The organism is Parazoarcus communis (assembly GCF_003111665.1).
GTDB classification, from domain to species: Bacteria; Pseudomonadota; Gammaproteobacteria; order Burkholderiales; family Rhodocyclaceae; genus Parazoarcus; species Parazoarcus communis_B.
The window spans coordinates 136,665-150,170 of the sequence record NZ_CP022188.1; the positions used below are offsets into that span (position 1 = coordinate 136,665).

The following is a 13,506-nucleotide window of genomic DNA, read 5'->3' on the forward strand; positions in this document are numbered from 1 at the left end:
ACCGGCCAGCCCCTAGCTCATGACAGCCCCCCGCCCGTTCCGGAACACGCGCCGCCTGCTGGGGGCTGTGCTGCTGTCGCTTGCTGCGAGCCAGGCGTTTGCAGGCGCGCAGCAGTACGAACCGCTCGCGGCGAGCGTGCGCGCAGCCCTGCATGAAGCGGTCAGTGACGCCGCCCCGCCCACCCTGCCGATCGGCGACGCAGGCGAACGCGCCCGCTGGCTGAGCGACATGTCGCGCAGGCTGGAAAAACGCATCCCCGACGAGAACTACCGCACCGAGCTGCTCACTTCGATTCATTACGAGGCGACGCGAGCGGGACTCGACCCGCAGATGGTGCTCGGCCTGATTCAGGTCGAAAGCAACTTCCGCAAATACGCGATCTCGTCTGCAGGTGCGAGAGGATTCATGCAGGTCATGCCGTTCTGGCTGAAGGTCATCGGGCGCGAAGATGACAACCTGTTCCACCTGCGCACGAACCTGCGCTACGGCTGCACCATTCTTCGCCACTACCTCGACATCGAGAAAGGCGACCTCTACCGCGCACTGGGGCGGTACAACGGCAGCCTGGGCAAACCGACCTACCCCAACCTGGTGCGCACGGCCTGGGAGCGCCACTGGTCGTGGACACCCACACGCCTTGCGGCCGGCGAAGGCGCGGTAAAGCCCAACTGAGTACCGCGCCCGACGGCGCGCAGTCAGCCAGCCACGGCCGTCAGCGACTTCACCTCGGGACTCGAGGTCGAGCTTGAAGGCTTGTCCTGCGGGCGCTGCTCGGATTTCGCTGCGGCTGCAAGCGGCTGAACATCGCCCGACACTTCACCGCCTTCTTCGATCAGGATCCGGCCATAGCGGATCTTGCCACTGACACGGCCGGTGGAATGAATGAACAACTGCTCGCGAGCGGTCAGCTCACCGTCGAACACGCCATGAATCTCGGCGATGTCGATTCCGACCTTGCCACTGAAGGCGCCCGCTTCGGCGATGCGGATCACCCGGCTGTCCATCGTTGCCTCGACGCGGCCCTCGACCACCAGCGTATCGCAATCGAGAATCTCGGCGCCCTTGAGCTTGACGTCAGGACCGACGATCAAACGGCTGCCACTGCCCGTCGCCTCCGCCGCGCTTGCGCCCCCATCGGCCCGGTTTACGCCCTGATCCACAGGCTTCGACACACTGTCGGGTGCAGGCGACACCGTACTCGGCGATGTGCTCGTGCCGGAAGACGTCGTGCTCGTCGTGAGCGCCGGCGAAGTACTGCCGACAGGCCTCGAACTGCGACCTACAGCGGGTTCGGATGATTTGGGGAACATGCTGGGCTTGTTGAACATGGCATCTCCTGATTGAGGCGACGCTCCGGAATGGAGCATCAAGGCAGCGTATTGCAAGCACCGTACCCGACAGGAAAAAGCCTTACACGACAATAACCTGAAGACTGGCGGCGTGCGGAACCGCTCCGACCACCCGGGCAACACATCGAAATGTGTCGCTATCAGGCGACAGAAAACTTCACCAAAGGCCGAATGGCTTGCTGCAAATGCACTTCCCGATGTCGTGAAACGGCGACGCCCCGGCATTGAAACATCATCTTGCACTTGCTTACCGGAGGCAGCCGCTCGCCCCGCCTACACTCGGTTCATTGCGCTTTACCATTCAAGCATAGACGACACCATCACCCAATGCTCCTCCAACCGTCTTCCGACCGCCCAAGCCGTCGCGCGCATCTGCCGCAGCCGGCCACACGCGTGACCGGCAGCAGCGCCGGACCGGCCATCATCAGCCGCAGCGAGCGCATGCAGACTTTGCTGGATGAAGCGCGGATGCTTGCCAATACCGATGCGAGCGTGCTGATTCAGGGAGAGAGTGGCAGTGGCAAGGAGCTGCTGGCACGCTTCATCCACCAGTCCAGTCCGCGCGCAGCCGCCCCCTTCATCGCGATCAACTGCAGTGCCATTCCCGAGCATCTGCTCGAATCCGAACTATTCGGTCATGTCCGCGGCGCATTCAGCGGCGCCATCAACGCCCATCCAGGTCTGTTCGAAGCCGCCAATGGGGGCACCTTGCTGCTCGATGAGATCGGAGACATGCCGCTGACGCTGCAGACCAAGTTGCTGCGGGTGCTGCAGGAGCGATCAGTGCGGGCCGTCGGCGCCATGCACAGTCGGCCGGTCGACGTGCGCATTCTGTCAGCCACGCATTGCGACCTGCGCAGCGCGCGGGCAGAGGGACGCTTTCGGGAGGATCTCTATTACCGGATCAAGGTCGTCGGCCTCCATCTGCCCTCGCTCGATGAACGGCGCGAGGACATTCCCCTGCTCGCCACACACTTCCTGGAGGACATTGCCCGGCGCGACAGCAAGCGTCTGCGCGGATTCTCGGCGCGGGCACTGCAGGCCTTGTGCCTGGCCGACTGGCCGGGAAACATCCGTGAGTTGCAGAACGTGATCGAGCAGGTGTGCGCCCTCAGTACCGGCACACAGATTTCACTCGCCCAGGTTGAGCGCGCGCTGCACGGAAGCTCGTGCACGCGCCTGAGCTATGCCGAAGCGAAAGCACGCTTCGAACGGGACTACCTGACCCAGCTGCTGTCCCTGACCGGCGGCAACGTGTCCGACGCGGCCAGACTGGCCGAGCGCAATCGCACCGAGTTCTACCGCCTGCTACAGCGCCACGAGCTGGACCCGGAGCGCTTTCGCAGCAAGTGCCACTCAGCGCCAGGCGCGCCGGGCTAAGCGTCGCTCAGGCGGTGCCGCCGACGGTGAGCCCGTCAATACGCAGGGTGGGCTGACCGACGCCAACTGGCACGCTCTGGCCGTCCTTGCCACAGGTACCAACACCGGGATCGAGTGCCATGTCGTTGCCGATCATGCTCACACGGGTCAGTACATCGGGGCCGTTGCCGATCAGGGTTGCGCCCTTCACCGGACGCGTCACCTTGCCGTTCTCGATCAGATAGGCTTCGGCGGTCGAAAACACGAACTTGCCCGACGTGATGTCGACCTGTCCGCCGCCGAAATTCACGGCGTACAGCCCCTTCTTGACCGACTTGATGATCTCGGCCGGGTCCTTGTCGCCATTGAGCATGTAGGTATTGGTCATGCGCGGCAGCGGCAGGTGGGCGTAGGACTCACGACGACCGTTGCCGGTCGGCGCCATGCCCATCAGGCGGGCGTTCATCGTATCCTGCATGTAGCCGGTGAGAATGCCATCCTCGATCAGCACGGTGTTTTCGGTCGGATTGCCTTCGTCGTCGATGCTCAGGGAACCGCGACGATCCGGGATGGTGCCGTCATCGACCACCGTGACGCCACGTGCTGCAACCTGCTGGCCGATGCGTCCGGCAAACGCCGAACTGCCCTTGCGGTTGAAGTCGCCCTCCAGCCCGTGACCGATTGCCTCGTGCAGCAGGATGCCCGGCCAGCCGGGGCCGAGCACGACCGGCATGGTACCGGCCGGCGCCGGGTCGGCATCGATGTTGACACTGGCCTGATGCACTGCAGCCCTGGCGTAGTCCTGAAGGCGTTCGTCGCAGAAATAGCCGTAATCGTAACGTCCGCCGCCGCCGGCACTGCCCTGCTCGCGCCGGCCGTTGGACTCCATGATCACCGTGATCGACACCCGCACCAGCGGACGCACATCAGCGGCCATATGGCCATCGTTGCGCGCCACCAGCACGACCTCCCAGGAGCCGGCGATGTGTGCCATGACCTGGGTAACGCGCGGATCTTCGGCGCGGGCAAAGCTCTCCAGCCGCTCCAGCAGCTTCACCTTGGCGGTGTCGTCGAGCGAATCGAGCGGATCATCCGCACGATACAGGCGGCTGCGCGTCTTGTAAGGCGTGATCACTGCCTTGCGCCGATCACCGACGTCGGCGATCGCACGGGTTGCGGTCGCGGCACCGACAAGCGCGTCCAGCGAGATATCGTCCGAATAGGCAAAGGCCGTCTTCTCGCCACTGATGGCACGCACACCGACGCCCTGTTCGATGTCGAAGCTGCCGGACTTGACGATGCCCTCCTCCAGACTCCAGGCCTCGGAGCGCTGATACTGAAAATACAGGTCGGCGTAATCGATCTGATGCCGCATCAGCTTGCGGAACACCTTTTCCAGCTCGGCCTCTCCCAGCCCATAGGGCGAGAGCAGGTATTTGTCGGCAATTTTCAGGGGGTTCTTGCTCATCATGTATCCAGTTTAGGCGCTACCGCTTTGACCCGGCTCGCGCGAATTCGATCATTCTGCCACTCAGGCAAGGGCCGCAGGTTAACCGAGACAGCGGTGGCGCAGGGCCGGCAGGCTGTCACGCAGCGAGGCAAGACGCTCAAAGTCCACATCCGCCGTCACCACGCCGGGCCCGGTTTCGAGCACATTCATCACTTCGCCCCAGGGATCGACGATCATCGTATGCCCCCAGGTCACCCTGCCACCAGGGTGCTCGCCGCCCTGTGCGGGCGCCATGACGTAGCACTGATTCTCGATCGCGCGGGCACGCAGCAGGACTTCCCAGTGCGCACGACCCGTCGTGTAAGTGAAGGCCGCCGGCAGGATGATGAGATTCACCACCCCCATGGCCCGGAACAGCTCCGGAAAACGCAGGTCGTAACACACCGACAGCCCAGTCCGGCCCACAGGCGAGTCGAAAGTGCTCACCGTCTGTCCCGGCTCAATGGTAACCGACTCGTCGTAGCGCTCGGCACCGCGCTGAAAACCGAACAGGTGAATCTTGTCGTAGCGGGCGCGTCGTTCGCCGCGGTCGTCGAACACCAGCGTGCTGTTGCGCACCTTGTTGTCGGCCTCCGCGACCAGCGGCAGCGTGCCACCCACCAGCCACACGCGGTGACGCTTTGCTGCCGCGCTCAGGAAATCCTGTATCGGCCCGCTGCCCTCGGACTCGCGCGCCCTGACCTTGGCCATTTCGTCGGTCGACATCAGGGGGAAGTATTCCGGGAGCGCGACAAGGCGTGCGCCATCCGCAGCGGCCCTGGCGATCAGACTTTCGACTGCCGCCAGATTGGCCTCGACGTCCGGGCCTGACACGGTCTGGATCGCAGCAATTCTTACGGTTCCGGACAGGGGCGCATCAGCTTCGGACATCAATCGGTTTCCTCATGGTTTGGTCGCTGCGGGTTTGGCCGCGGGCGTCGAGCGCCCGGGTATCAGGCCACCCACCGGTGAAGCCAGCTTCTCGACCACGGGATCATTCCAGCTGCCGGTAATCGAATAGTCGAAAGCGAAGAGCTTCTCGATCGGGTCGCTGAGTGCCTTCTGCGCCAGATAGGTCACGACCCCCGCTACCGGATTGATCAGCCCCGCAGCGGCGCCAATGGCAATCGACTCCGACAGCGTCGGTTGCACGGTGACCCGCAGATCCTGTGTTTCCTTGTCGATGTCTGCCACACCACGCATCAGCACCCGCGCCGCCGGCCCCCGGATCTCGAGATCTTCCGAGTGCATCACCCCGGCAGCGACATCGATGCTACCGGAAATGCGATCAAAGGCGAATCCTTGGGAGAAGACGTCGCGGAAATCGAGCGAGATCCGCCTTGGCAGCGCCTGCAGACTGAGAATGCCGAGCAGTCGCCCAACGCCGGGCTCGAGCTGGTTGAACTGCCCTTTCTCGGCATCGAGGTCGAGCTTGCCGTTCAGCGTCGGATAGTCGATGCGGGTCGGCGCCCCCTGCCAGCTCACCTGCCCGCCCAGGGTCGCCCGCCCGCCGCGCACGGCATCGGGGTAACCCAGCGCCCGGGTAAAGCGCCCGATGTCGGCCGTCTCCAGCACGAAGTCCAGCTGCGTGCGCGCGCTGGAACCGGGCTGCCACAGGCCGTTCCCGCTCAGGCGCCCATCGGGATGCACCAGCAGGAAGCGCTCCAACCACCATTGCGCACGCCGGTTGCGTGCAAGCACTTCCAGCCGCCCGAGCTCGATGCCGCCGACTGCGAACCGCTCGACCCGGACATCCAGGCCGGGCAGGCTGCGCGGCAAGGTCGTGCGCGTGGCCGCAGCATCTTCCGTGCTCTCGCTGTTGCTGATCGCCAGGCGCCGGAAACGTGCGGCGAGCGTGCCATCGCCCGCTTTGCGCCAGTCGAAATCGCCCTCGGCTTCAGTGCTGTCGATACGCGCTTTCCAGCCCCCGTCGTCGGCCACCGCCTTCAGCCTGAGGTTGTTGAGCTGCTGCCCGAAGGCCTCCACCCGGGCCGCCTCAAGGTTCAGCCCGGCCAGCGGAGGCATGTCGCCGGACCCCGCCGACGCGGAAGCGCCCTCCGCCTCCACATCCGGCTCTTCGCTGTTGCCGAGCGCGCGACGCCACGCGTCCACATCCAGTTGCTCGAGCTTCGCGTTGACCTGCACGCCCTTGGCGGCCATCCGCACGGGCTGAAAAACGCCGATGCCGCCGCGGACGATGGCCCCGTCGGAGCCCTGCTCCACTGCAAGCGACAGCCGGTCGCCCAGACTCGCGCCGAGGGTCGTGACTCCGTCCGTGGGAAACACGATATCAACTGTCAGCGGCCAGCGCTCTACCGCACGTTTGTTGAACGGATAGGGCAGGCTCGAGCCGATGCCCTCAAGCTCCGAGCGTACCGCAACCTTCGTGGCATCGCGCCCGATGGCAATGTCGGTGAGCCAGGTGCTCGTTCCCGACAGGTGGTCCAGCGCAGCCCACCCCATTTCGGCCTGCGCGGCACTTGCATTGATACCGCCACGCACCTTGAACTGCACCCGTCCGTCGGGCAGGGTCGCAGCGCTCAACTGCATGGGCTCGCCAAAAAGACGGGCTCGCGCTTCCGGGATATTGAGCTGCGCTGCGGTGAAGCGCAGGTTGCCGGCGGCCTCTTCCATCGGCGGCAAGCCCTTCACCACCCACAGGCGATTGCCACTGAAACGGTAGTCACCGGTCACCGCGGTATCGACCACGTGACGCAGGGGCATCACCAGCTTGAGGCTGAGGCTGCCGTTGCCCTCCGCACGCATGTGGTCGGTGAAGCCATCGATCTGCTTACGCACCGGGCTCTCGCTCACGAAGCGCAGAAAATCGGCCGTCATGCCATTTGCGCGACCGGTCAGCGTCATGGTTTCACTCGGCATCACGTCCAGATCGGGCACGTTCGCCACCACATTGCTCAGCCTGACCCCGAAAATCTGACCACGCGAGGCTTCGATGCTCATCCCCGGCCCTTCGAACCGCACCTCGCCGTCAATGCCTTCGATCGGCGGCCAGTCGGGCGCGTATTCGAGTCGCCCGTCAGCCACCTTGATGGAGACCAGAAACTGCCCCTGCCCATCGCGGAAGGGAAACTCATCCAGACGTCCCTTCAGCCGCAGCCTCGCATCGGGCACGGTGGCACGCTTGATCGCAGTGCGCACCCATTCGTGGGTGTCGTGGTTGATCACCAGGGGCAGGTAGCGCCACACGGTCGTGCCGTCAGCCCGCGTGAGCCGCGCGGAGAGGTCGATCTCGCCCGCACCGCCGGGCTCCACCCAGTAGCGCCCGGCAGCGCTGCCCTCCGCATCCTGATTGTTGAAACTTGCCGAATCCAGCGCAATCTCGAGCCGCCCGTCACGCCGGGCCCAGCCCCCGTCCGCTCTGAAGGTGGAAAACACCAGGCGCGGATTGACGAACACCTCGGGCAGATCGACATGCGTGTCGCGACCGGCCAGCAGAAAGCGTCCCGACTGTTCGGTGCCTTCCAGCTCCCCGGACAGGCCGCCCACGCCGGGCAATGATTCACGCGCTGCGAGCCCCATGTCCTCGAAGCGGGCCGAAAGCGTCCATGACTGCGGGCTATCGGCACTGCCTTTCCAATCGAGCTTCAGCGCCGTGACCTGCCCGCGCGGATCGAAGGCTGCCAGACGCTCACGCACGCTGTCACCCAGCGGCAAATGCGCGGCAAGCCGGGCCAGAACAGCGAAATCAAGCGCATTGGCGCTCACCGCACCATCGCCTGCCCGGGTCCCTTCAGGGTGTTGCACGCGAAGCCGAAAATCGGTCGGCGCCATCTCCACCCCATCGCCGGTGGCAAGGGCAAGCCCACGCGACTCGATCTCGAATCCGCTCGCCCAGCGGCGAGCAGAGAGGCGTCCGCTCAGCTGGGCCAGTTGCAGCTCAGGCAAGGCGGGCGCGAGGCGCATCGCAGCTGCGCTGAGTGCCACATCCGCATTCATCGCCGTAGCGGCCTCGCCGTCGAAATCGACCCACAGGCGCAAGCCACCTTGCCCACTGAGTTCGACCGGATAGTCCACCCAGGGCGTCCATCCACCGAGATCTGCACGTTCTAGATCGACATACAGCCGCCCAACCGTCGCCGTCAGATCCGCGGCGGAGAAACGCGTCAGCTCGCCGCGCACATCCAGCGCAGACGCCAGCGCATGCGGAGGCTGCGCATGGAGTGCAAAGCGCTGCTTGCGAAAGCCTTTCTCGAACGTGAACTCGACGTCCTCAAGTTGCAGCTCGGGCGCCTCGCGCAGCAAATCGGTCCACGACAGCCGCGCCTTGCGCACGACCACCTTGCGCTGGGCAAGCAACCAGTCGAGGAAGCTGCCGTCGCCGCCCTCGCCCTCGATCTGCAGCCCGGCGATGACGACGCGGCCATCGGCATTGCGCCGGGCCTCGATCGAGGGCCCCACGATTTCAAGGCGATGGAAGTAGGGACGCAGGCGCAGCAGCGAGGACCACGACAGGGTCGCATCCACCTGCTCGAGCCGCAGGGCCGGACGCCCTTCCGCATCACTCACCGACAGCCCGGCAAGATGCAGGCGCGGGCGCAGGCCGGACCAGTCCGCGTTCAGTCCCTCAATGCTGACCGGCAGGCCACTGACGCGCGAAAGTTCGGCTGCGATCTCGGTCCGATACGCGCCCACCTGGGGCACTACCACCCAGCGCAGCGCCAGAAACAGTCCGCCGAACAGAAACCATGCCAGCAACAAGGCCACGCCAAGCCTGCGCGGAAGACGGCTGCGAGCCCGCACGCCCTCGGCTGCGGGGGGTGAATCGGGGGGAAGCGGGTTCGTGCTCATGTGCATGGGACCGGCACGGCGTCCGGAAACTCCCTTGAGATCAGACGACATCGGGTGGCTTGGCTACAATCACGTCCTAGAGCCTTGCCCTTGCTGCTAGCACCACCGGACAGGAAGGCGCGAATTCTACCAATGTTCCGGAGCGCTTCACCCATGTCACTCGAATCTGCCATGTTGCCAGATGTAATCCGTCACGCGGCCGGCCTGTCGCGCTTTCTGCAGCGCATGCTCGATAGCCGCCCCTGGCTTGCAGAAAGCCTGACGGCCAGCGTCGACCGCGCGATCGGGGGCGACGACATGCGCGCGTTCATCGACGCCCGCGGCGCCGATGAAGCGCAGCTGCGCCCGACCCTGCGTCATCTGCGCACCTGGGTGATCTGCCACCTCATCGTGCGCGACCTCGGCGGCCGGGCCGATCTGCCCGAAGTCACGGAAACCATGACGGTGCTTGCGGAAGTCGCCGTTCGCCATGCACACGACGTGCTGCGCGAACCACTTGTGCAGCGCTACGGTCAGCCCCTGTCGCCCTCGGGCTGGGAGCAGGAGCTGCTGGTCATCGGCATGGGCAAACTCGGCGGGCGCGAGCTCAACGTGTCCTCCGACATCGACCTCATCTTCACCTACCCGGAAGACGGTGACACCGGCGGCAAGAAGGTCATCAGCAACTTCGAATTCTTCGAGCGCCTCGGCAAGCAGCTGATTCAGGCGCTGGCCGACGTCACCGAGCACGGCCAGGTCTTCCGGGTCGACATGCGCCTGCGCCCGAACGGCGACTCCGGTCCGCTGGTGGCGAGCTTCGACATGCTGGAAAGCTATTTCATTACCCAGGGGCGTGAATGGGAGCGCTATGCCTGGATCAAGGCCAGGGTGCTGACGGGCGAGCGCTGGACCGAACTCGAACAGATCTCGCGCCCCTTTGTTTTTCGCAAGTACCTGGATTTCGGCTCGATCAACGCCATGCGCGAACTGCATGCGCAGATCCGGCGCGAGGTTGCCCGGCGTGATCGCGCACAGAACATCAAGCTCGGCCCCGGCGGCATCCGCGAGATCGAGTTCATCGCCCAGGTATTCCAGCTGATTCGTGGCGGTCGCGACACCGGCCTCCAGGTCCGCCCCACGCTCAAGGTGCTGGCCGGGTTGGCCGAGCGCGGCATCCTCGCCGGTGACACGGTGAGTGCGCTGAGTGAAGCCTATGTCTTCCTGCGGCGTCTGGAACACCGCCTGCAGTATCTGGACGACGCCCAAACCCACGACCTGCCGCAGAGCGACGCCGACTGCGCACTCATCGCCCGTGCGATGGATTTCGACGACTACGCGGGGATGTGCGCGGTACTCGAAAAGCACCGCAACAGTGTCAGCCACCACTTCGACGCAGTGTTTGCCGACCCCAACGAGGAAGACCATTCACTGGATTCGATATGGTCGGGCGCCGAGGACGTCGAACTGACCACGCCGGTGTTGGCCGCCCTTGGCTACCATGATGCGGAAAAGGCCGCTGCGCGGCTTGCCGCCATCCGCAGCAGCGCGCGCTACATTCAACTGACAAACAAGATCCGTGGTCGTCTCGACGCACTCATGCCTCGGGTCATCGAGGCTGCTGCGGCCACGCAGGGTGCCGATGAAACCCTGTCACGCGGCCTGGACCTGCTCGAAGGCATCAGCCGCCGCGGCGCCTACCTCGCGCTGCTGCAACAGTATCCGCAGGCGCTGCGCAGGGTCGTCGACCTCATCGGCGCATCGCGCTGGGCCGCACAATATCTCGGCCGCCATCCAATCCTGCTCGACGAACTGCTCGACGACCGCAACCTGGAAGCCGTGCCCGACTGGGCGAGCTTCCGGGCCGAACTCGAAGCCCAGCTCGATGCCATCGAGCCGGACATGGAACGTCAGATGGACCTGATGCGTGAGCAGCATCACGCCCAGTCGTTTCGCTTGCTGACCCAGGACATCGCGGGCCTGCTTTCGGTGGAAAAGCTTGCCGACCACCTGTCTGCACTGGCCGACACCATGGTCGAACTTACGATTCCCCTGTGCTGGCGCAAGATCAAGATCCGCCACCGGGAGTCCCCCGCCTTCGCCGTCATCAGCTACGGCAAGCTGGGCGGCAAGGAACTCGGCTACGCGTCGGACCTCGACATCATCTTCCTCTACGATGACGAAGCGCCCGAAGCGGCCGAGGTCTATACCCGCCTCGCCCAACGCACAAACACCTGGCTCTCGAGCCAGACGGCGGCAGGCAAACTGTTCGAGACCGATCTTCGCCTGCGGCCCAACGGTGACTCCGGCCTGATCGCGTGCTCGCTCGAGGCCTTCCGCAAGTATCAGCTCGAGTCCGCCTGGGTGTGGGAGCACCAGGCGCTCACCCGTGCCCGCTTCACCGCGGGGGATCCGGAACTCGGCGCCGCGTTCGAACGCATCCGCTGCGAAGTGCTGCGCATGCCGCGCGATGTCGAGAAGCTGCGCGCCGACGTGCTCGAGATGCGCGAGAAGATGCGTAGCGCCCACAGTGACAAGAGCAGCCAGTTCGACCTCAAGCACGACCACGGCGGCCTCATCGATGTCGAGTTCCTGATTCAGTATCTGGTGCTGGGCTACGCCCAGACCTATCCGGAGCTGACCGGCAACCTGGGCAACATCGCGCTGCTGCGCATGGCCGGTGAGCTCGGCCTCATCCCCACCGACCTCGCTGGCGCCTGCGGCGACAGCTATCGCAGCCTGCGCCACCTGCAGCACCGTCAGCGCCTCAACGACCTCGCATCCCGCGTGTCGCTGCAGGAGGCAGAGTCCGCACGCACCCCCGTGATCGCGCTCTGGCAGAAGGTATTCGGCGCCACATGAATCCCGGGGCTGTCATGGAAATGAACATGACGCCCATTTTTAGGGCAGATAGAATGCCTTCATATCAATTTCGAGGATGCTCGCCTGTCGCGGCGGCATCGCCCCGATGAGCCAGGAAATCGAACTCAAGCTGAGCCTGCCAAGCCGCTCGCTACCCGCGCTGCGCCGCCACCCCCTGGTTGCCGGTGCGCCACGGGAAGGCAAGACGTGCACGCTGGACAATACGTACTACGACACCCCAGAGCTCGCCCTCAAGGCGCGCAAGGTGGCCGTGCGCACCCGCCATCAGGGCCGGCAGTGGCTGCAGACGGTGAAGTGTGCGGCGGTGTCGACCGGTGGGCTTTCGCAGCGCCCGGAATGGGAGCAGCCCTACACCGACCGCTTCGATTTTTCCGCCATCGACGTGCCCGATGTCGCAAAGCTGCTCTCGCGGCACAAGGACGAACTGGTTCCGGTGTTCACCACCCGCTTTCGCCGCGAAACACGGCGCTACAGCCCGCGCGAAGGCGTCTGCATTCTTCTCATGATAGACACCGGCAGCGTCGAGGCGGTCAGCCGCAGCGCACCGATCTGCGAACTCGAACTCGAGCTGGTGGAAGGCAAGCCGCTCGACCTGCTCGAACTGGCGTGCGAACTCGCCCGGACCCTGCCGCTGATGCCGGGCGACGTGTCGAAGGCGCAGCGCGGATACCAGCTTTTCCTCGACCTGCCTGCGCGTCCGACCAAGGCAGAAGCCATCGAGCTCTCCCCCGACGACACCGTCATCGAAGCCTTTCGCCAGCACGCCTTCGCTTGCATCCGCCAATGGCAAGCCAATGCATCGGCGATCAACGAAGGCCACGACGGCCCCGAGTTCATCCATCAACTGCGTGTCTCGCTGCGACGGCTGCGCTCACTGATCAAGCTGTTCGCCCCCGCCCTGCCCACCGAGTTTGTCATCGAATGGAATGATCGCCTGCGCGAGAACGCAAACCGGTTTGGCGACACGCGTGACCTCGACGTACTCCACGCCGAGTTGCTCACACCCGTGGTCGCCGAAGGGCTCGCCGACGGCGCTGAAAGCGGCCTGCCGCCGCTGCTGAAGCTCATCGAAACCGCACGCCAGCAGGCACGCAAGGATGCCTTGCACAACATTACGCACTCCGCGCAAGGGCGGCTCGTACTCGAGCTCAACGCAGCACTGCAGGGGCTCCCGGTCAGCAACCTGATTGCCGCGGTCGACCTCAGGACCTTCGCCCGCCTTCAGCTCGATCGACTGCGCAAGCGCGCACGGCGCCGCTACGAAGCCTCGGTCACCCTCGTTCCCACTCAGCTCCACACCTTGCGCATCGCAATGAAGCAGCTGCGTTACGGGCTTGAGTTCTTCGGCTCGCTTCTCCCCGCGCGCGCAGTCGAGCGCTATCTGACAGGCATCACCGAAGCGCAGGGCACACTCGGTTTCCTGAACGACGTCGACGTCGCCCGCGGCCGGCTCAACGCCTGGGCCGGCAAGCGCAGCGACCTGCTGGCCGCGGCTTCATTCATCATCGGCTGGCACGGACCGCGCTATGCGCGACTGCGACGCCGGGTGCTGCAGGAGGTCGAACCCCTGCTGTGGGGAAAAACACCTTGGTGAACCCCTGAAGTCTGCGACTGTCATACCCGTGCAAGACGTGCCGGTT

General features: G+C 64.9%; 7 protein-coding genes and 1 pseudogene. 4 read left to right on the plus strand and 4 right to left on the minus strand.

Annotation, left to right across the window (positions count from 1 at the left end; translation table 11 throughout):
• Positions 1-19 precede the first annotated feature (19 nt).
• Positions 20-673 carry a lytic transglycosylase domain-containing protein gene (locus tag CEW87_RS00615; protein ID WP_108949211.1) on the plus strand — a complete coding sequence of 218 codons (654 nt, stop codon included), beginning with the start codon at positions 20-22 and terminating at the stop codon, positions 671-673.
• 23 nt (positions 674-696) lie between these two features.
• Here CEW87_RS00615 and CEW87_RS00620 read toward each other — a convergent pair whose 3' ends face one another.
• A complete protein-coding gene (locus tag CEW87_RS00620; RefSeq protein ID WP_108971094.1) occupies positions 697-1,329 on the minus strand; it encodes a bactofilin family protein in 633 nt (210 codons plus the stop codon).
• A 438-nt stretch (positions 1,330-1,767) separates the two neighbouring features.
• On the opposite strand from CEW87_RS00620, the pseudogene CEW87_RS00625 reads away from it, so the two are divergent.
• Positions 1,768-2,730: pseudogene (locus CEW87_RS00625) on the plus strand (sigma-54 interaction domain-containing protein); the annotation flags it as partial.
• Positions 2,731-2,737: 7 nt separating this feature from the next.
• Here CEW87_RS00625 and tldD read toward each other — a convergent pair.
• The 3 genes from tldD to CEW87_RS00640 all read right to left on the minus strand — a co-directional run bounded on the left by tldD (position 2,738) and on the right by CEW87_RS00640 (position 9,007).
• Positions 2,738-4,180: a metalloprotease TldD gene (gene tldD, locus CEW87_RS00630; protein WP_420094125.1), complete on the minus strand. Its 1,443-nt coding sequence runs from the start codon at positions 4,178-4,180 to the stop codon at positions 2,738-2,740.
• A 78-nt stretch (positions 4,181-4,258) separates the two neighbouring features.
• Positions 4,259-5,089, minus strand: coding sequence for a carbon-nitrogen hydrolase family protein (locus CEW87_RS00635; protein ID WP_108971096.1), 831 nt, complete (start codon positions 5,087-5,089; stop codon positions 4,259-4,261).
• A 12-nt stretch (positions 5,090-5,101) separates the two neighbouring features.
• Positions 5,102-9,007 (minus strand): YhdP family protein, encoded by a 3,906-nt coding sequence (locus CEW87_RS00640; RefSeq protein WP_108976838.1) that lies wholly within the window; start codon positions 9,005-9,007, stop codon positions 5,102-5,104.
• 153 nt (positions 9,008-9,160) lie between these two features.
• Between CEW87_RS00640 and glnE the strand changes: the two genes are divergently transcribed.
• Positions 9,161-11,845 (plus strand): bifunctional [glutamate--ammonia ligase]-adenylyl-L-tyrosine phosphorylase/[glutamate--ammonia-ligase] adenylyltransferase, encoded by a 2,685-nt coding sequence (gene glnE, locus CEW87_RS00645; RefSeq protein ID WP_108971097.1) that lies wholly within the window; start codon positions 9,161-9,163, stop codon positions 11,843-11,845.
• Positions 11,846-11,951: 106 nt separating this feature from the next.
• Entirely contained in the window at positions 11,952-13,460 is a 1,509-nt protein-coding gene (locus tag CEW87_RS00650; protein WP_108976840.1) for a CYTH and CHAD domain-containing protein, read from the plus strand.
• Positions 13,461-13,506 lie beyond the last annotated feature (46 nt).

Coding starts and splice junctions, on each gene's coding strand:
- CEW87_RS00615 (WP_108949211.1), top strand. CDS start 20: ATGACAGCCCCCCGCCCGTTCCGGAACACGCGCCGCCTGCTGGGGGCT.
- CEW87_RS00620 (WP_108971094.1), bottom strand. CDS start 1,329: ATGTTCAACAAGCCCAGCATGTTCCCCAAATCATCCGAACCCGCTGTA.
- tldD (WP_420094125.1), bottom strand. CDS start 4,180: ATGATGAGCAAGAACCCCCTGAAAATTGCCGACAAATACCTGCTCTCG.
- CEW87_RS00635 (WP_108971096.1), bottom strand. CDS start 5,089: ATGTCCGAAGCTGATGCGCCCCTGTCCGGAACCGTAAGAATTGCTGCG.
- CEW87_RS00640 (WP_108976838.1), bottom strand. CDS start 9,007: ATGAGCACGAACCCGCTTCCCCCCGATTCACCCCCCGCAGCCGAGGGC.
- glnE (WP_108971097.1), top strand. CDS start 9,161: ATGTCACTCGAATCTGCCATGTTGCCAGATGTAATCCGTCACGCGGCC.
- CEW87_RS00650 (WP_108976840.1), top strand. CDS start 11,952: ATGAGCCAGGAAATCGAACTCAAGCTGAGCCTGCCAAGCCGCTCGCTA.